The sequence below is a fragment of the Nocardia vaccinii NBRC 15922 genome (assembly GCF_001613305.1).
Taxonomy (GTDB): Bacteria; Actinomycetota; Actinomycetes; order Mycobacteriales; family Mycobacteriaceae; genus Nocardia; species Nocardia vaccinii.
The window spans coordinates 1-18,700 of sequence record NZ_BDCC01000062.1 but is presented as its reverse complement, the minus strand read 5'-3'; the positions used below and the strand labels follow the sequence as shown (position 1 = coordinate 18,700).

Below are 18,700 nucleotides of genomic sequence, written 5' to 3'. Positions count from 1 at the left end.
GCCGACCTGCGCCGAGCACGAGCACTGAGCACAGCGGGTCGTGAATTCCGGCGACCGCCGAGCCGCCGCCGCGAAAGTGATGAACAACGGCTGGTCCGAGCCGAATCGTGGATACCACCCGTACGGGCTGGGCAGGGCGCCGGTTCGCGTCGTGGGCGCATAGTGCCTGCCGTACAGCTCGGCGACCAGGTCACGGCGGCTGGTGACATCGGCTTTGGCGAGGATCGACTTGAGATGGTCCTGCACCGTGTACGCAGTGATGTGCAGGCGGGCGGCGATGTCGGCGGTGGACAGTCCGTGCAGGATCAACTCGGTGATCTCGCGTTCCCTCGGGGTCAAGCCGTAGGCGCGCACCATCACATCGGCCAATTGGGCTTGGCGGGCGGACTCGACGACGATCGCCACACGTTCGGCATCGGCGACGAGCGACGAGCCGTGCAGCAGCAGCCAGCCGCCGTCGCGACAGGGCAACCGTGCCTGTGCCGGCAGGTCCGCGTCACCCGCCGCTGCCGCTCGTGCTGCCGCCGCGACCGAGCGCACCGCGCTCGGGACCGTATCCGGATCGGCGATGCGGGACAGCCACCGCTGCGCCTGCGCGGTGGTCTCGACGATCCGGCCCACCGCGTCGGCGAGCAGAACACCGGGCGCGTCCCGAGGCGGCGGCGCGGCCGGTGGCACGGTGGCCGCGTCGCGGAGCATGCATCGGCGCAGGCCGTCGGCGATGAGGGGGGTGACGGCCGCGACCAGCTCCACGTCGGCGGCCGTGAACGGTGCTCCGCCACGCCGATATGCCACCAGCGTGCCCCAGCAGTCGTCGCGGTCGCGGAACACCGCGCGCAATTCGTCGCTGATCCCGAGCGGCTGCAGTAGTTCCCGCCACCGCAGCGAGGATTCCGGGGCGCCACCGGTTGTCTCGCACAGCCCGGCCGCGGGTGTCTTCGCCCGGGCCAGCTCGCGGAACTGATTGTGATCGTCGGTACGGAACTCGAGGTCGAACAGGCGCTGTTCGCGCTCGTAATCCTCCGGCAAGCCGATCAGTATGCAACTGGTGAACAGCAGGGTCGCCGGATCGGTAGTCGACCATGCGGCCGCATCCCATCCCACCGCGCCTGCCAGTACCCGGTCCACCTCGGTCCGGAAGGCGCGCAGATCAGCCGTGCCGTGCGAACTCCGCAACACGGCACGCCGGACGCGATCGACAGGTCCCTCGGTCATGACACGAGCGTAAGCGGACGGCCCGGCGGAACGGATCCCAGCTTTCTGGGATGGGCGCTCGCGCGCCGCGTTCCTAGCGTCGTAGCCATGATCGAGATAGCGAACACCACCACCACCGAACGCAACATCAACACCATGCGACGCATCTATCAGGAGGCCTTCGACCAGGGTCGCTTGGATGTCTTGGACGAGGCGTTCGCGCCGGAGGTGATCAACCACACCGCACCGTCCGCGCATCAGGTCGGGATCGATCCGATCCGTGGACTGATCACCATGTTGCGCTCCGCATTTCCCGACGCCCGGACCGAGATCGAGGACATGGTCGCCGCCGGCGACGTCGTGGTGATGCGCAATTGGTACGTCGGTACCCACCTGGGCCCATTCATGGGGCACGAGCCGTCCGGGCGGGAGTTCCGGTTCCGGCAGATCCATTGGATGCGCTTCGACGCCGAGGGCAAGGTCGTCGAGCACTGGGGTGTGCGCGACGACGTCGCCCACTTGCAGCAACTCGGCATCATCGGCTGACCCGGGCCCGGCTCGACGCTGTCGCGGCGCGCGTACTCGAGCACGGCGCGGCCGATCCGGCCGCGGCCCCGGCCATCTCGCGGCACAGGGCAAAGGCAATGCCCGATCCCACCAATCTTGCGCGACGGCGATTCCGCCGAGGCCGACGCCGTCGAGCGGGATCGTGAGGGCGGCGGCCGGGGTTGAGACTGGCGGTCCACACCTCGCGCACGGCGAGCGGGGGTCAGCTCGTCCGGGTGGGAAGCTGGGCATGACAGCGGCCGTTTCGGCGGGGGAGGCACTTTCTACGGGGAGGTAGGGACCTGCCGAGGATAGTCCCGGCCGGGTGCAGGGGCCCAGCCGCCGCTGCACCTGACCGACCAGCTCGTGTCCGCCTACGCCCTGCGGCCCCCAGGCGCGGCCCGCGGGCCGGGTCACATCCGCCACCGGAATAGCCGCCCAGGTGGTGGAGTTGTAAAGGGCTGTCGGCGTCCGGACAGCCTCGGGCCGCATCCCCTTTGTCGCCACGAGCGACCACTCGCCGAGAGGCGCATGTCGGGCGTCGACAGGTTCATCCAGGACTCTGGCGTGGGCGCGTAGTTGCCGGCGAGCAATCTTCGAATCAACCCGCCACCCCGGCGATCAGTTCGCTGCCACGGCAGCGAACCTGTTGCGTGATCGATCGGGGTCGATTCCCGGAAGCGGTCGATGATGACCAGTCGTCCACTCGGGGACAGGCGCCGGTTCAGCTCGCGCAGGTCTCAGTCAGTGGGAGATGGTGAAGGCTGGCGACCAGTGTTATCGCGTCCCATTCGCCGGTCGATCGGAACTGGTCGAATCGAACCTGCTCGATCACGACGGACTCGGCCTTGCTGAAGCGGGTTGCAGCGAAGTGTGCTGTTGCGGGATCGGGCTCGATTCCGGTGACGTGGTCGACTCGCGTCCGCAGTCGATCGATCAGATTCCCTGTGCCACAGCCGATATCGAGCACACGCCGGGCTCCGCTGGAACCCACTTTGTCGGCCACCCAGCCACCATAGAAGTCGTTGTGACTCCAAGGATGCCGACGGTTGAACCGGTCGATGCGTGAAAGCAGGTTCACGACAACACTGTAACGATCATCGACAACGCATGGCCGAATACCTCGAACCGCGCGCTGGTCAACCGGTCATCGGTTTGACCGTGAGATCGCCTGTCGATCAAACGATTACGAGGTAACCGATCGCCCGGTATGCGGCAGAAGAGTGCGTTCTTGCCTGAAGGCACCCAAAGCTACCGGCTCACCCGAACCACGCAAACCACAGCCCATAGGACAGCACCGACGAACAACACAGCGAAAGATCCGGCGTCCGAACCACAGACCTGATCGTCCCGTAGGTCCCAGGTGACGCCGGAATTTGTCGGGAATCAGTATGTCAGACACGGTGTCTGGTGTCATCCGTCGAGTCGTCGGTGACGCATCCGTCCAGCCGCTCCGATAATCTCACTGCAACCCGGACCTGTCGCCTGCGCAGGCCGACCCGGGACCGCCTATACGTCTCGGGCGCTACCAAGGGTCGAAGGAGCGAATTCTCCGCATCCACTGGCTGGTATACCGGAGCAGCATCGCCGCCTTGCCTCGCTTGCATGGCGCTCAGCCGAGGGAGCATATCCGCACCGGCTGACAAGCGCAGCTCGTTCCGTACGGAGCGGACCCGACCTCGACAACGCGGTCGCCGTCCAATTGGCCCGCGACAGTCGTGGGCGGAGAGGAAGAGAAACGGGATGGACGAATCCACACCGACCGTGGTCGTGGTATACGAATTGGTGGGCGAGGACTACGAGCGCATGGCTGAATTCCGGCTGACACCGCACGGCACCGTCATACTCGCGTTGCGTCGGCCCGACTGTTGCCCACTCGCGCAGCGGTGGTACTCCGACGGTATCGGCATACGCACGGACGCAAGTCGAGTCACGCCCGACGACGGGCCCGCTTTCATGTGCGCACTGCTGCAGTCTCGTCCTATGAGCTACTGCCGTGTCGTCGACGAAAGTGCGAATGCGCCGACAGAACCCGGCACACCCTCGGCGGCACCGAAGTCGCCGTGGTCATCGTGACGAGATCACAGCATCGTGAGCGAATTCGAGGGCGATGCCCTCCATCGGGCCTACGCTGAGGTCGCCCAGCATCTTACCCAGGCCGCGAGGGAAATAGCCGATGTCGAAACCCGGCGATTACGGGACGTCGGCCGCACACTCGATCTGACCACCCGAGATCTGCGAACAGCCGATCACGGTATCGCGCTGAGGCTGGAAAGCGTGACCGAACTGCGGCCGCCCGCTCAACCGGAATCACTGTTGCGACCTGATGGCACAAAATATCCGCTGTACACACCGAGCGAGGCCGAACTCGAGTTGAGCAGCCGTCGTCTGGTGAGTGAGCATCCTCTGTCCAAGTCCCTGACCTTGTCCCCCAATGGGGAACCAACCCTGAACGGAGTTCACATCTGGCTCGACGACAAAGGCCGATTGAACGTCTATAAACCGTTCGCAGAAGAAGAACACAACAATCACGACTGGCTCCCCCACGAAGCCGGAGCATTGGCGAAGAGAGAGGTCGCCGCGTACAGGGTGATCAACATGTTTTCTCCCCGCAGACCCATGGTTCCTACGACAGCACTGCTCGAAGACGGTCCGCGCGGTCCGGGAATGATTCAGGAGTTCGCGCAACTCAAATCCAGCAAAAGCTGGTCAGAATATCAGAGAATAGACAGGCATATGGGTGCCGCCAGTCACCACATAATCGGCAACTACGATGGTCACGAGGGTAACATTCGCCCACGGCACGACGGAAATCCAGGACATAGCCGCAAGGACGATATGGTTCTGTTCGATCACGGCTACTCATTTCCAGAATCGCCGGATCCCACACGTGGATCGAATGGTTTCTCGTACACCGATTCCGTACTGGTGAAAAGGCACTACCAGCATCCGAACTTCCACCCGGATGTAATACGCAATGTCACAGCCGTGAGTCCGGATCGGATCGGCAGTGCCATCCAAGATCTCGTGAGCGAGGATGCCATCAAATACACGCTCAGGAGACACCGTGACTTCATCCAATACAAGACGATCCAGTTCATCTGACAGGTCCGCCTGGCCCCCTCACGAGTCGGCATATGGTTTCGAGCCGACGCGAAACGCCACCCTGAGCCCAGCGTGGCAGACCACCAGGTCAACGGCGAGATGTCGATCGGCATGGGCTGAGATGCGGGTCCATCGCATCGTGAGTTGTTCGGCCGTTCCTGGACAACATGGCGTCCATCTCCCGAGTGATCACATACTCCGGCAACAGCGTTGCGTCGGGTCGTGCAGGCGGCGTTGGTAGCTGCAGTATCGAGGAGATTTTGCGGCCGGCCGCGCTCCTGTAGCACGGCGTAGACGTCGGGGAGGGCTCGCGATATGGATGCATTCGAGGGTTCGGTGCGGATGAACAATGCCGCGCCAACCGCTGCCCACCTGACGCTACTTTTCGTCTGGATCCAAAGTCGCTCGAGGCACCCTGTGACGCTCGAATTCGGCTGCAATTCTGCGCAGAACGTGCATGCTGCGACTTCCGTTGTGGCTGATGGGGATCGCGCCGATTCGGACTTTCAACCTTCTGAGCCGTAGTCGAGTCCGGCACAGGTTCCTCGGGCGACCATGGAAGGGTGGGCCGACGGTCTCCACCGCGCATCTGTCCTGCCTGCCGGCGTGCGCTTCCTTGCGACGTTGATCCGCTGCGCCGCCACTGTTCTGCGGCCTGCGTCGCCTGTTGCTATCGCTTCCGTAAGAGGTTCCTGGCCGGATGTGTCCGGTCGCAACAGGATAGACAGGCAGGTGGGGTCCTGTGCCCGGGGTGCGGTGATCGAATGTGGTCAGTTTGCAACGGTTTACGCGCGGATGCCCAGCACTGCTCCCCGCGGTGCGGGCGTTCCGCAGTTCGGAGCTCTTCGCAGCAGCGCCACGCCGACCGGTGTTACTGAAGTACATCGATAGCGCGATGCAATTCAAGATCACATAATGGCCGCGTTACCTGGGTTTTCTCTCGCCTTGTGCCCCGGGTGACACCGTCCTTGACAGCACTGCGGATACTGTGCGTGCACATCATTCGATCCGGAAGGAATCGGCGTATGGCGGGCACGGTGGATTCCGGTGCGGCAAATGGAGATACCGCGGCCAAGGTGTCGGGCACGGCCGTCGGGCCGATGCTGATCGCGGCCGCCGAACAATGGTTCCCGGCCGAGCGGCGACTGGTCGACGACGATCTCGCCGCGGCCATGCTGCCGGGTGCGCTGCGTGCGGCGCTACGTCCGCGACCGCTGCGGCGTTGGCTGGTGTCGCTCACCGATCGGGAAGCTCCCGGACTGTGGAACAGCATCGCCTGCCGCAAACGCTATATCGACGACCGTCTCGCCGAGGCGATCGATGCGGGCATCGAGGCGGTGGTACTGCTCGGCGCCGGATTCGATACCCGCGGTTATCGCGTGGCCGCCCGGATCGCGGATTTCGAGGTGGACACGCCGGGCAATCTCGATGTCAAGCGAAGGCGAATGCCTCTGCCGGACAACGTGGTTCAGGTACCGATCGATTTCGAGACCGAGGATCTCGGCGCGGTGCTCACCGCGCACGGGCACCGGCCCGGGACTCGGACCATGTACGTCTGGGAGGGCGTCACCCAGTATCTGACCGAGCCCGCGGTCCGCGCCACCCTCGACTGTCTGTCCGGCGCGGCCTCCGGCAGCCGACTCGCATTCACCTACGTGCGCAAGGACTTTCTCGACGGCACGCGGCTGTACGACGCACCACGCATGCGTCGGCGTTTAGTGGAACGCGAGCGGATCTGGCGTTACGGGCTGAATCCCGGTGATGTCGCGCAGCTGCTGGCGGAATACGGGTGGGGCGAGGCCGAGCAGGTCGGGCCGGAGGAATACCTGTCGCGGTATGTGCGTCCGGCGGGGCGGTCCGGGCCGGTCTCGGCGATCGAACGGTGTGTGTTCGCGATCCGTCGGTGACAGGGGAGCGCCAGCGCCGCGACCCCGGTTGCGTGCTGTCGGTCGCGGTTAGGTCGGCGTCGGGCTCAGGATCTTCGTCGGAAGTTTTGTGACCTTCGGTTGCGATGGGGAATCCTGGTTGGTGAAGGTGGCCAGGAAGCTACCGAGGCCTGCGCCGCCGGTCCAGGACAAGAATTCCGAAGCCGCGCCACGCATTCCGGCATCGGTGACTGTGGCATCGGCGATGCTTTCGCCAAGCTGTTTGTTGAGGCCCATTGCCGCGCCTTCGAGGGCGGTACTGCCCTCCGCCAGGAAACCGCGAAGGGCGCCTCCGGCTAAACCACCACCGACCGCGCCGAGGAGGCCGTCGGTCAGCGCTGCCGAGCCGAATGCGTCCCAGCTGTGGGTTTGCAGACCCGTGATTCCGCCTCCGACGAGGGCGGAGGCGAGCCCAGCGCCCAATGCGGTTCCCAATCCCGGGCAGACCATCGTTCCCAGGGTTGCGCCCGCCATGCCGGCAACGCCTGTGAGGGCGGACTTTCCAAGCGAACCCCAGTCGATTCCCAGCCACCCCATGAGATCACCTTCCTGCTGCTGATATCGACATCTCGGATGCCGAATAATCGGCCTGCGGCACCGCGACCATCTTCGCCCAGAGGCATTGCACAACAGAGCCGTAACGCTTCCCAGGGGTGGGAGGTGTAGGTAAGTGTTCGATTGCTCACCGGCGTTGTCGAGGCGGAGACATACCCGGACATACCCGGCAGACAACCGGACGGCCGGTGTCCGCGCCTCTCTCCGATGACGTCTTGATCAACGTGCCGTTACACAGCGCGAAACCGGTTGCCGCCAGACGAATCGTCGGTTAACGTTGCGTCGACAGCAATTGATGCTGGTTCTTCCGGGGACTGTCGATCAGCCCTGATGTCCGCCCGACCAACGGGTTTGCGTACATCACGGCGAACCCTCGGCACTCTCGGAGACGGCTATGAATGCAACGCAGCCACAACGCACGTCCATCGAAACACGCCCCGCGACAAGGCAGGTCACGGCGTTTCCACGGCGCACCGCTCAGCGCCCGCCCTGTGCGGATGACCCGAACGACTGGGATCTCGATGTCGGAACGCCCGATTCGTGGCGCGCGGCCGTGCAGACCTGCTTCGAGTGTCCGTTGCGCGTCACGTGTGACCAACTGGTGCAGGAGTTGACCGCCCGCGGCGACGGCCCGCGCGCGATGATCTGGGCAGGCGTGGCTTACGACAGCACCGGTAGGATCGTGGACAACCTCGAACGTCACCGAGCCGCGCCACTGGATCATCGGCGGCCGCTGCGCATCATCCGCACCGGTACCCGCCCCGCCGCTGCGGCGCCCGCGCCCTCGACTCCGCGTCGCATCGTCCTGGGACATCGTCTCCGCCCCACCGGAACCGGGCCCTGCTGAGCTATGGTGCAGATCCGAAAGCGCGCGAAAACCTCTCGGCGGTAGGGGAACATGAAAATTCTGGCATTGGAGATCGGCGCCACTCGGCTCTCGGTGGGGCCGGTCGGCGAGGATGTCGACCCGGACGACTACCGGCGGATACCCGTTCCCGCCGAGGACGTCTGGGACGAGTGTCGCGATCTGCTGCTCGACTACGCCGGCGGTGACGAGGTCGCCGCGGTGGGCATCGCCTCCGCGGGACCGATCGACCTGGCCGCCGGCGTGATCGCGCCGAACGATATTCCCGAGTGGCGCACGGGATTCGGGATCGTCGAGCAGGTGCGCAAGATGTTCCCCGCCGCATCGGTCGCGCTGGCTCTGGACGGCGCCTGCCTGGCCCTGGCCGAGCGGAATTTCGGGGCGACGGTCCAGGCCACCGATGCTCTGTCGATCTACGTATCGGATCGGATCGTCGCCGGTGTCATGGTCGGCGGCCTGGTTGTGGTCGGCAAGACCGGAAATACCGGTCATTTCGGTCACATGATGGTGCAGGGTTTCGGGGATAGTTGCGAATGCGGCAATCTCGGCTGTCTGGAGGCGGTGGCCGGGGAAGCGGCGATGGTCCGCTGGGCTCGCGCACAAGGATGGCCGGGGGCCTCGGCGGAGGAGTTGCTGGCGAACTCCGCGGCCGGTGACGCGGTGGCGATCGAGGCGCTGGAACGCGCCGGCACCGCCCTCGGCCGGGCCATCGTCTCGGCCGCGGCGTTGCTGGATGTCGAGCTCGCCGTCATCGGCGGGCCCGCGATCCAGGCTGGATCCGTGCTGTGGCGGGCGCTGCAATCGGCCGTCACCTCGCATGCCCGGCTCGGGTTTCTGATGGGACTGCGGGTGCTGCCCTCGCAGCTGCGAGATGTGGGGATTCTGGCCGGCGCGGGCGTCCTCGCGGCGACCGTATCTGGTTGAGCTCGGTTCGAGCCGCATCGGGCCGGAGCCGGTCGAGGGCTTCGGTCCGATGTCGTGTGCTTCGGCATGTCCTGAGCCGCGCCAACGTACGTATTGAATGTGCCGTTAGATAACGGTACATTCAACAGGTAACCAAGTCGTGCGGTTACCTGAAGGAGCGGCTGGTCAGGCGGATGCGAAACGACGCAATGATTCCATGGGTGACGGTCGAGACCCTGGCCGCCGATGCGATGTCGGTGGCATCGGTGGGGTTGGAACCGCGCGACTTCGCGAGTTGGCAACGCGTGCTGCAGCGCCTGCTGGCGAAATCGCCCGCGCTGTACGACAGTCTGAGCACCGCGCGGCTGATCGAGATCGTGCAGGAGGCCCGGTCGCAGGCCGAGGATATCGATCTGCGGGTGCCGACCGCGTCGGGCCCGCACGATCTGAAGGTGCGGCCGGTATTCGGTCCGGCCGGGGACGTCCACGCGATCCGGCTGTGGCTGGGCCCTACCGGAGCTCCGGCAGGACCCGCGACCCCGGCGGTGGGCGCGATCTGGGATCTGGAATCGCAGACGGTCCAGCTGCCCAGCGGGATCACCCGACTGTGGGGCGTGTGCGCTGAGGAGTATGTGCCCGCGACGTCGATCGCGGAACTGTTCCACCGGGTGACCGGATTCGATCGGCACGCGGAGGTGCTCGATCTGCTGTACGAGCCCAAACCGGGGGCCAGACTGCAGTTCGACGTCGCGGTCACCGACGGCCCGGGGCGAACGGGACGGTGGCGCATCACGATTCGCGCCCGCGACGACGCGCGGACCCGGGGCGCGTGGTTGTTGTTCGAGGACGTCACCTCCGCGAATTCCCCGGAGGTCTGGCCGACGCTGGAACGGGTCGGGCTGCGCGAGGCGCACCGCCGGGCCGGGACGCATCTGGCGGTGGTTCAACTCGAGCGCACCAGCATCTCGCACTGGCTCACCGATCCCGCCCCGTGGATTCGATGGGATTATCTTTTCCGGCCCACCGATGTATTTCATCCGGAGGATCGCGAAACCTTGATCGCGCTCGGCGAGAAGTTGCGCGCCGGTGATACCACCGGGGTGACGGTACGGGCGCTCAACTATGCCGGCGGCTATACGCCGACCTCGATGCTGATGTATCCGTATCCGGGATATTCCAGTCGCCAACTGGCCATTGCGCAATTGGTGCGGACGGGCGAGCAGACGCCGCTGCTGGACGCATATCGCGGTGCGCCGGATCTGCCGAGGTCGCGTGGACCGATCGGATACGACGACCAACTTCGTCATCGGCTCGGCGGGCGGATGAAACGCAGCCCTGCATGCTGATGCGATTGTTCCCAGTGTCGGGAACAAGCATTCGATTGGCGACCGTGCCCGCTATCTACCATTTCGAGGGTGCGGGCAGCGGCGAAGAGATCGGCGGACTCGGGCGAAGATCTGCTTCGCCGCATGGTCCTGCGTCGCCGCCGGGAGAACGTCCTGGTCGCGATACTGGCCGTACTCGCGGTTCTGGGCGGCGGGCACGCCGTGCTGAGCTTCTTCTCCTCACCGCCCGCCGGCCCCTCCGACGAATCGATCGCGAAGATGGTCGGGCGCTCCCAACTGGCCGAATCCTTCGCCCGCGACTTCGTGGTGGCCTATCTGGGGGCCGACGCCAGTGCGCAGGACCGCATCACGGAGTACGTGAGCCCCGGGCAGCAGGTCACGCTGCCGTCCACGCCGCGACAGGTAGGCGATCCGGAGGTGGTCTTCGCCGCACGAGAGACCGCGGCGGGTGACCTCGAGGTGTGGACCGTGACGGTCTCGGTCAAGCCCGGCGGATCCGCGGCTGCCGCGAGCGCCGCGACCAAGACCGCCCGGCAGTACTACCGCGTCGCGGTGTCGGTGGTGAGTGGGACCGTGCGCGCACTGTCGCTACCCGCCGCGGTCGACGCCCCGCAACGCGGCTCCGATCTGGCCCTGGGCTACCAGGTGACGTGCACCGCCGACTCACCGCTGGGACAGGTGGCCGCCGGATTCCTGACCGCGTACCTGACCGGCACCGCCGACGTATCCCGTTATGCCGCACCGAATTCCGGCATCGTTTCGCCTACACCGCCGCCGTTCAGCACGGTCAAGACGACCGCGGTCTCCGCGGATCTGTCCGGATGCGGCGCGACCGGATCGAACGCCAGAGTGCTGGCGATGGTCGATCCCAAGGGCACCGACGGCGCTTCCCCGACGCTCGCCTATCCGCTGACGATGATCCGTGCCGGCGGCCAGTGGCAGGTCCGTGCCGTGGATCTCGTCCCCGAACTGCGCAGCCCGCTCACCGTCGTGCAAGGCGGCGGTAAAACGGCGGCCACCGCACCATCGAAGCCGACTACCACGACGCCGTCGCCCGCGGTGTCGATTCCGCCGGCGACACAGAACTGATCCGGAAAGGGCAGTCCCATGGGTAGTCAACTCAGCATCATTCTCGAGTACGTGCTGCAACTGGTGCGGTGGCTGGGCATCATCATCGTCGCCATCGTCGGGGTATCGCTGATCGTCTCCGAAGGCGCGAAGTCGAAACTCTCGCCCAGCAGGGTGTTGGTGGTGGCCGGATCGGCCGTGCTCGCGGCGGTGCTGTTGTGGATCCTGCCCACCGTGATCAACTACGCGCGCGTCGACACCAACAGCGTCGTTCCCGATCACCCGATCGGGAGTTATCAGTGACCGACCTGATCAAGGTGTACACGCCGATCAAACGCGTGCCCACGATGATCGGCAAGGCGCAGAACGGACAGAAGCTGCCCTTCGGGCCGTACACCCTGCCGCAGGTGATCGGTGCGGTGGTGCTCATGGTGATCACCTCGATACTGGCGATGACGCTTCCGGCCAATCCGGCGGTCACCTTCATCGCCGGACTGGTCGTGACCATCGCGGCCGTATTCGGGATCGGACTGGTGCCGTACACGGGCGTCCGGACGACCTCGCGCATCATGTGGTTCGGCCGGTTGTTGCTGATTCGCAAACCGGTTTCGGCCTCAGGTATGCCGCTCACCCCGGATTCGTCGAGTAGCGCCACGTTCATCGAGGAGACCGTCGTGGTCGTCCTGCCCGACCGCAGGGAGTCGGCCGGTGCGAGCAGACCCGCCTCGACGTTCGTCACCGGCGGCGGCGGGGCGGCCGGGGTGCTCGAACGCTGGGGCGGCGGAATCCGGGCCCTCGCCGAGGGCAGGGGCAAGGACGCACTGCCGGAAGGGGCCGCGTGATGGCGTTCGAGCGAGACCTCCAGCCCACCGCGGCCATCCGGGGAAATCTGCAGTTCACCCATTCCGGTTTGGTGACCGCGACGTATTTCGTGAACCCGCTCGGTTACGGATTGCGCAAGACGAGTGACAAATACGATGTGAAGGCCGCTCACCACGCGCTGATCAACAATCTGCCGAACGGGTCTCTGCTGCTGGGGATACAGGCTCGGATGAATACTCTCGACGTGCTCGGCAAAATGGTCGAGGGCGTGGATCTGGACGAATGCGAGGACTACGCCCTGGAGGTGGTGGCTTCGTATGAGCGTATTCGGGCGATCTCGCCGAACACCCGCATATTCTTGCTGACCATTCCGGTCGGCTCCGCGAATGCCAGTCTGTCGGCGTTGTCGCGAATGTGGCGGGGCAGTACCTCGACGATCGACGCTACGGCGATAGCTCGTGCCGATTTGGAAGAATACGATCAGAAGGCCAAAGAGATCCTCTCCCGTATCGGCGGTGACTTCGATCCCGTACCTGTTCCCGCCGCATTGTTCCAATGGCTCTGGGAGCATTATTTGTCCAGGGGTGCGGGCGGCGATCCGGTCGCGCCGACCAGAGTCGGATACATCGATGATGCGACGGCCGCGGTATTCCGCTCCGCGGCACTGGACGAGGGTGCGAACACCGATCGTGGCCGGACGATACGGCCGTCGTTCGTACCGGTCGTCAAAGTGGTGCAGGCGGATTATCAATACCTGCCCTCCTATCAGTCCATGCTCACGCCCAGATCGTTCCCGTATTCGGGGATGGAATTTCCGGGGCTCAGCGAATTCCTCAATATCGTCGAAGGTATCGAGGATGTCACCGTGGACTGGGGAATGCGGGTGTCGACCAAGCCGGTCGAACAGGTGCTCAAGAACAACGAGCTGAATCTGCGGCGTCTGGGCGAGCAGATGGACCAGCGCGATCAGGAGGTGTCGTTCGCGCAGAACACGCTCGCGTCCAAGGTGCAGATGCTCAGCGAGTACAACCATCACTTCGAGGTCAACGGCGGTGAGTCGGAGGTCTCGTTCACGACGGTTCTCGCGGTGGGCGGGCCCTCGCAGGAAATCACCATGGACGCGGTCAACTCGCTCAAACGCAGGTACAAGCGATTCCAGATCGATATGGTCGCACCGGTCGGCGCGCAGGTCGATCTCTGGTCGATGCTCGTTCCGGGCAGCCCGCCGCGCCGGGCGTACGACGATTACGCGCATATCGTGCCCTCGGACATGTGGTCCGGATTCGTTCCGTTCAATACGAATCAGATCGGTGACGACAGCGGTCCGGTGATCGGAGTGAATCTGCTCTCCGGACATTTCGAGCCGATTCATTTCGGTATCATGGAAGCCGCTTTCCATGATTTGTCGGCATCCTTCGCCGTGACCGGGGAACTCGGTTCGGGTAAATCGTATTTCCTGAAATTGATGGCCGTGCTGGTGCACGATATGGGCGGACAGTTCCTGGCGATCGACCGCAGTCAGGTCGGCGAATGGGAGCATTTCGCCTCGGCGATCGACGACGCGGTCATCATCGATCTGGCCAACCCGACGGTTTCACTGGATCCGTTGCGGCTGTTCGAGTCCCGGGTCGCCGGCGAGCGGGCGCTGGATTCGATTCTGCCGCTGCTGGATCTGTCGCCCACCTCAGGTTCGGGCGCGGCATTGAGCAATCTGCTCACGGCCCGGGGGATCGAGGAGAACGGCATCGGAAGTTTGCTGGATCTGTTCCAGGTCGTTCGCCGCCGCAGCGCGGAACCCCGAGCTCCGGAGGAGTACGCCGATCTCGCGGCGCGGTTGGGGACCATTGCCGAACGGGTGCCGGTGTTGTTCGATCCGAGGTTGCGGCCGCTGCGTCTGGATGCTGCCGCGACGGTGGTTCGCAGTCACAACGTCGCGCTGCCGACCGCCGAGGAACTGGTCACACCGCATCTGTACAACCGCCTGCCGCTGACCAAACGACTGGGGACCGCGCTGTACGAACTGGTCGGCGTCGCCGCGCGCGAGGCGTTCCTCACCGATAACGGCCGCTTCGGGCTGCTGGTCGGTGACGAGGCGCACCACTTCACCCAGACCCAGGTCGGCTCGGCGGTGACCTCGGACTTCAGCCGCGACGGCCGTAAGCATCTGGCCGCGGTCGGGCTCGCCTCGCACGATCCGGCCACCGACTTCCAAGGTGCGGCGCACAACCTGATTCCGAACCGTTTCGTCTTCCGTCAGCGTGACGAGGCACTGGCTCGCAACAGTCTGGAATGGCTCGGCGTCGATCTGGAGCAGTCGCCGTTCCTGCTGCAAATCCTGCGCGAGGACACCTCTCCGCCGGTCGGTACCGGTCGGCAGGTCCCCGAGGAACGCCGGGGCGAGATGTTCATGCGGGATGCGCTGAACCGGATCGGTCGCGGCAAGGTGCTGGGTCCGGCGCGCCCGGACCGGGCCGCGGCGATCACCAGCACGCCGTCCCCGGGTGGTTCGCGTCCGGCGCTGACCGAAAGACAGGTCGCGAGATGAATTCCCCAGACGAACCGAGCTCCCGTTCGGATTGGGATCGGGAGCTGCAGTTCTGGGATGCCGCGCGGTGGTCTCCGCGCGCGGTTCGGGGACGGATCCGCAGCTGGGTCGGCGCGACCCGGTTGCGGCGGTGGACGACCGGGATCGCGGTCGTATTCGTGCTGATGTTCGTCTTCCCGGGCGTTCTCGGGGAGCTCGCGACGGCACAGACCACGACGAGTTCGACCTCGGAGACCGGCACCGGCACCGCTTCGTCGGTCAACAGCGCGCTGAGCTGGATGTCGATCCGGGATTCCTCGGGCGTACAGGTGTCGAACTATCTGTTCGCCACCGATCACGGCAGCTTGTTCCATCCCGGTAATACCGCACTGTCGCTGGTCATCGGCTTGGAATTCGCGGGGTGGATGGTCATCGTGACGACCGCGATCTGGCTGGTCGGATACGCTCTCAGTTTCCAGTGGCTGAATTTGGTGGCCCAGGCGCTGCACGGTGTGGCGAACAGCCTGACCGGGCAGATCGCGACGCCGCTGATGCTGATCACCGCGGCGACGATCGGCGCGTTCTTCGTGGCGTATTTCGTGGCCCGCGGTTTCTACAGCAAGGCGACGGCGCAGGTCGTGACGATGATCCTGATCGCCATGCTCTCTCCGCTGTTTCTCGCGAATCCGCTTGCCGACGTGCTGGACTCGGACGGACTGCTCGCGCAGGGGCGAAATGTGGGCATATCGGTGGCCGCGGGATTGAACGGGCAGACCACTGACGATCCGACCCAGCTGGTGGCGAGCATGCAGGCGGATCTGGCGGACAATTTCGCCCGCCGACCGCTGCAGGTCTGGAATTTCGGGCACGTGGTCGATAGCGACGGGTCGTGCAAGGCATTCTGGTCGGCAGGGGTGGCGGCGGGTAACGAAGGCGAAGTCAAGGACGGAATGAAGTCTTGTGGCGATTCCGCCGCATATGCCGCCGCATCCAATCCGAGCGTCGGGCAGATCGGGGCCGGCTTGCTGCTGCTGATCTCCGGCACGATTCTGCTGTTGTTCGCCGCATATCTTGCCATCAAGATCATCTGGTCCGCATTCGACGCGATTTACCACGGATTCCTGACGATATTCGGATTCGCGGCGGGCGGTTACATCTACGGGCCGACGCAGGTGTTCACGATTCACAATGTGGTCGATGGGTTCATCGCGGGTGCGCGAATGGCGGTGCAGGTCATCGCTCTCGGGGTGTACGTGCTGTTCCTCGGAGATCTGTTCGAACAGGCGAACGGCCAGGTCATGGCGGTCTTCGTGATCGGCGCGGTGGTGGAGATCGTCTTCATCTTCCAGTTCGGCCGGTTGACCAGTGCCGTAACCAGGGGCAATTCCTGGGTGACCGGACGTTTGGTGGCTGCCGCCGAGGCTGGGGGCCGAGGCGGCGGTGGGGGCGGCCTGGTCGGCATGGGTGGTGGGACCACCGCCGCGAGGACGTTGGCGAGCAATCGTCTGCTGCTGGATCTGAACGCCTTGAACTGGGCAAACTCCTCGCCGTTCGTCGCGCATCTGTTCGGCGGCGCCCGCAACCCGTGGAACCCCAACGCCCGTAAGGAGATGCGTGCTCAGAAAAAGGCCTGGAGGTTGGGCAACCTGCCGGAGTGGTATGACGTGTCCGCACAGCAATTTGCCGACAAACGCGAATTTCAGAACACGGCCCGCCGGGCCGCCCGGCAGGGCGGTGGCCTGCGGAGTATGCGCGGCGCCGCGGCCGCACTCGCGGCGCTACGTATCGAAAAGGGAGTCGCGACCAACGCGGCATTCGGTCCTATGGAGTTGGCCGGTATCCGCGGACGGAATGCCAATGCGGTCATGGGTTCGTGGGGCAGGGTGGAACAGCTCGTGGACCGATTCAATTTCGCGGACAAGCCGCTCGCGATATTCACCACTGCAATGCAATTGGCTCTGACGTCGGCGGGTTCACTCAGCACCGGAAATTACGGTCCCGGCGGACGACGGGCGCACGAGATCATGACGGCGGCGCATCTGACATCGGCCGAGCAGGCGCTGGGGCTCGTGCGCGGGCGGGACAATGTCGTCAATCTGCACGGTGCGAGTCTGGATTATGCCAATAGGTACTTCGGTGGTCCGCGAGGGTATAATGGGCCGTTCGCGGGGTCGGAAGCGCGGATCAAGGCGCTGCAGGAATTTTCGATGGGCAACTACCGGCTACCTGAGGCGAAGGGGCCACACGCAGCGGATCCCAATACCAATCCCATAAACCATGAGCTCATCCAGGCCAAGCAAGAACTGCTGAGCGCAGGAATCGATCGCAATGAGGCGAAACGTATCATGGATCATATTCAGGACAGACATGCCGACGAGTTGTCGGGATCGTTCGATCGAGTCATGGCGAATCCCGAGGATGCGCAGAATTGGCGGGAGTTGCGGAATTACATCGACAGGGCTCAGTCGACAGATCAATGGGTTTCCGGTACGGCGCGCACGGGCGTCAACTCCATGACACCTCCGGGCCCGGGTCCGGGCGGCTTCAGCCCGAACTGGCTTGCCGCACTGGCACCGGTCCGCGACCTGCTGAACTGATGATCACCGCGATGAGGTAGCCCGATGAAGCTGGGAAGAGTGGGGTGGCTCTCGTCGCTGCTCACGGTCCTGCCGAACTCCGGCGGCAGTGGGCGGAACCGCGCGATGGCCGTCGGCCGAATGCTGATCTTTCTGCTTGTGCCGCAATGGGTCTGGTTCGCCGCCGCGATCGTTTTCATCATCGGCGCGATCCTGGCCGTCGTGATCGTTGCGGCGGACAGTTCGACCTCGGCACAGGCGGCGGATCTGCGGTACCAGTGCGACAGCGCGGTCGGCCCGGACCCGTCGATCACCGAAACCGCCGTACCCGCCGCCGAGACGGCCGCCCCCACGGATACACCCACGGCGAATCCGTTCGCGGAACTGACCATCGCGCCGGACGACACCGGCGTCGACGACTGGGAACGCGCCTGCCTCACCCAGATGCGCACCGCGCCGTATCAAGCTCCGCCGTTGGGGGCGGCCGAAACCGGACCGGCGGTCGCATGCGCGCGTGAGCTGGCGCTGGGACAGCTAGGGAAGCGGTCGTCGGGGAATGATGCGGCGTGGTCGGCTGCCGTCATCTCGCAGGCTTCGTCGGCATCGGCATCCGGTCGGTGTGATGTGGCTGCGAACGCAACCGCCCCGGGCAGTGGTACCTCGGCCTCGGCGAGTCAGGTTGGCGCACAGGTAGATTCGTGTCCGCGGACGTCCACTGCCTCCTTGGATCCGGTGATGTTGCCGAGCACCCTCGTGGTCCAGGGTGTCTGCGGTCAGCGGGTCGCGCCGGCAGCGGTGTCGGCCGGGGACCTGGTCTACTGGAATTACCGGAACTTCGTCCCGACGTCGGTCGGAATCGCATTGGGGCCCAACGAGATCGTGGCCAGTGATCCCGCGACCGGCCAGATGGTCCGTCGGTCGATGCCGACCGGATCGGACGTTCGGGTGAAGCGAGTACTGAGGGGTCGATCGTGAGCAGTCCCGCAGGTGTGGAGCCGGGGGTGGACCCCGGTGACGGTACGAATCAGGCCGAATCGAGTCCCGGAACACCTTGGACGGCGCGTGATTCGCGGCCCGCCCAGCGATCACGGCCGGACGCCCAGGAGGCGCCGCGTGCGCCGGCGACGACTGCGGCCGGTCCCGGTGGGGCGCAGCCCAATTCTGTTGCTCCCACGGCGAACGACCCTGCGGCGCAACCGAATACCTCCGGGACAGCCACGCCCGGGACCACGGGGCCGGGGACGACCGCCCCGGCCGCTACCGCCCCAGGA

15 protein-coding genes and 1 pseudogene are annotated in these 18,700 nt (G+C 65.1%); 12 read left to right on the top strand and 4 right to left on the bottom strand.

The window, feature by feature from the left end; genetic code table 11:
* Positions 1-243: 243 nt before the first annotated feature.
* Positions 244-357 (bottom strand): annotated as a pseudogene (locus NV1_RS47020) (LuxR C-terminal-related transcriptional regulator); the annotation flags it as partial.
* Positions 358-1,302: 945 nt separating this feature from the next.
* Here NV1_RS47020 and NV1_RS44055 point away from each other — a divergent pair.
* On the top strand, positions 1,303-1,740 hold the full coding sequence (locus tag NV1_RS44055) for an ester cyclase (protein WP_067900452.1): 438 nt from the start codon (positions 1,303-1,305) through the stop codon (positions 1,738-1,740).
* 724 nt (positions 1,741-2,464) lie between these two features.
* On the opposite strand, the gene NV1_RS45260 is transcribed toward NV1_RS44055, so the two are convergent.
* Positions 2,465-2,821, bottom strand: coding sequence for a class I SAM-dependent methyltransferase (locus NV1_RS45260; protein WP_067900449.1), 357 nt, complete (start codon positions 2,819-2,821; stop codon positions 2,465-2,467).
* Between the two features lie 1,010 nt (positions 2,822-3,831).
* Here NV1_RS45260 and NV1_RS32765 point away from each other — a divergent pair.
* Both NV1_RS32765 and NV1_RS32760 read left to right on the top strand, forming a co-directional pair.
* A complete protein-coding gene (locus tag NV1_RS32765; RefSeq protein WP_067900443.1) occupies positions 3,832-4,845 on the top strand; it encodes a WXG100 family type VII secretion target in 1,014 nt (337 codons plus the stop codon).
* Positions 4,846-5,870: 1,025 nt separating this feature from the next.
* Positions 5,871-6,752, top strand: a complete 882-nt coding sequence (locus NV1_RS32760; RefSeq protein WP_067900440.1) for an SAM-dependent methyltransferase — start codon at positions 5,871-5,873, stop codon at positions 6,750-6,752.
* A 48-nt stretch (positions 6,753-6,800) separates the two neighbouring features.
* Here NV1_RS32760 and NV1_RS32755 read toward each other — a convergent pair whose 3' ends face one another.
* Positions 6,801-7,307: a hypothetical protein gene (locus tag NV1_RS32755; protein WP_157117522.1), complete on the bottom strand. Its 507-nt coding sequence runs from the start codon at positions 7,305-7,307 to the stop codon at positions 6,801-6,803.
* 412 nt (positions 7,308-7,719) lie between these two features.
* On the opposite strand from NV1_RS32755, the gene NV1_RS32750 reads away from it, so the two are divergent.
* From NV1_RS32750 to NV1_RS44050, 9 genes are all read left to right on the top strand, one after another.
* A complete protein-coding gene (locus tag NV1_RS32750; RefSeq protein ID WP_067900435.1) occupies positions 7,720-8,172 on the top strand; it encodes a hypothetical protein in 453 nt (150 codons plus the stop codon).
* Positions 8,173-8,223: 51 nt separating this feature from the next.
* Complete coding sequence (locus NV1_RS32745; protein ID WP_067900432.1) at positions 8,224-9,114, top strand: ROK family protein; 891 nt, start codon at positions 8,224-8,226, stop codon at positions 9,112-9,114.
* A gap of 200 nt (positions 9,115-9,314) precedes the next feature.
* Positions 9,315-10,439, top strand: a complete 1,125-nt coding sequence (locus NV1_RS32740; protein WP_169813464.1) for a GAF domain-containing protein — start codon at positions 9,315-9,317, stop codon at positions 10,437-10,439.
* 69 nt (positions 10,440-10,508) lie between these two features.
* Positions 10,509-11,528, top strand: coding sequence for a conjugal transfer protein (locus NV1_RS32735; protein WP_245714045.1), 1,020 nt, complete (start codon positions 10,509-10,511; stop codon positions 11,526-11,528).
* A gap of 18 nt (positions 11,529-11,546) precedes the next feature.
* Complete coding sequence (locus NV1_RS32730) at positions 11,547-11,810, top strand: hypothetical protein (RefSeq protein ID WP_067900427.1); 264 nt, start codon at positions 11,547-11,549, stop codon at positions 11,808-11,810.
* Positions 11,807-12,349 carry a hypothetical protein gene (locus NV1_RS32725; protein WP_067900423.1) on the top strand — a complete coding sequence of 181 codons (543 nt, stop codon included), beginning with the start codon at positions 11,807-11,809 and terminating at the stop codon, positions 12,347-12,349. Before NV1_RS32730 ends, NV1_RS32725 begins: the two co-directional genes overlap by 4 nt.
* Positions 12,349-14,874 carry an ATP-binding protein gene (locus tag NV1_RS32720; protein ID WP_067900421.1) on the top strand — a complete coding sequence of 842 codons (2,526 nt, stop codon included), beginning with the start codon at positions 12,349-12,351 and terminating at the stop codon, positions 14,872-14,874. The genes NV1_RS32725 and NV1_RS32720 overlap by 1 nt, the downstream gene beginning before the upstream one ends.
* A complete protein-coding gene (locus tag NV1_RS32715) occupies positions 14,871-17,450 on the top strand; it encodes a hypothetical protein (protein ID WP_067900419.1) in 2,580 nt (859 codons plus the stop codon). Before NV1_RS32720 ends, NV1_RS32715 begins: the two co-directional genes overlap by 4 nt.
* Before the next feature lie 24 nt (positions 17,451-17,474).
* Positions 17,475-18,404: an NlpC/P60 family protein gene (locus tag NV1_RS44050; protein ID WP_157117521.1), complete on the top strand. Its 930-nt coding sequence runs from the start codon at positions 17,475-17,477 to the stop codon at positions 18,402-18,404.
* A gap of 49 nt (positions 18,405-18,453) precedes the next feature.
* Here NV1_RS44050 and NV1_RS45255 read toward each other — a convergent pair.
* Positions 18,454-18,700, bottom strand: a 247-nt coding sequence (locus tag NV1_RS45255; RefSeq protein WP_218027275.1) for a hypothetical protein, incomplete at its 5' end; no start/stop codon positions are given.

What these genes read in the sequence shown, in the direction of transcription:
- NV1_RS32755 (WP_157117522.1), bottom strand. Translation starts at nt 7,307, where the DNA reads ATGGGGTGGCTGGGAATCGACTGGGGTTCGCTTGGAAAGTCCGCCCTC.
- NV1_RS32730 (WP_067900427.1), top strand. Translation starts at nt 11,547, where the DNA reads ATGGGTAGTCAACTCAGCATCATTCTCGAGTACGTGCTGCAACTGGTG.
- NV1_RS32760 (WP_067900440.1), top strand. Translation starts at nt 5,871, where the DNA reads ATGGCGGGCACGGTGGATTCCGGTGCGGCAAATGGAGATACCGCGGCC.
- NV1_RS32750 (WP_067900435.1), top strand. Translation starts at nt 7,720, where the DNA reads ATGAATGCAACGCAGCCACAACGCACGTCCATCGAAACACGCCCCGCG.
- NV1_RS32720 (WP_067900421.1), top strand. Translation starts at nt 12,349, where the DNA reads ATGGCGTTCGAGCGAGACCTCCAGCCCACCGCGGCCATCCGGGGAAAT.
- NV1_RS44050 (WP_157117521.1), top strand. Translation starts at nt 17,475, where the DNA reads ATGAAGCTGGGAAGAGTGGGGTGGCTCTCGTCGCTGCTCACGGTCCTG.
- NV1_RS32715 (WP_067900419.1), top strand. Translation starts at nt 14,871, where the DNA reads ATGAATTCCCCAGACGAACCGAGCTCCCGTTCGGATTGGGATCGGGAG.
- NV1_RS32745 (WP_067900432.1), top strand. Translation starts at nt 8,224, where the DNA reads ATGAAAATTCTGGCATTGGAGATCGGCGCCACTCGGCTCTCGGTGGGG.
- NV1_RS44055 (WP_067900452.1), top strand. Translation starts at nt 1,303, where the DNA reads ATGATCGAGATAGCGAACACCACCACCACCGAACGCAACATCAACACC.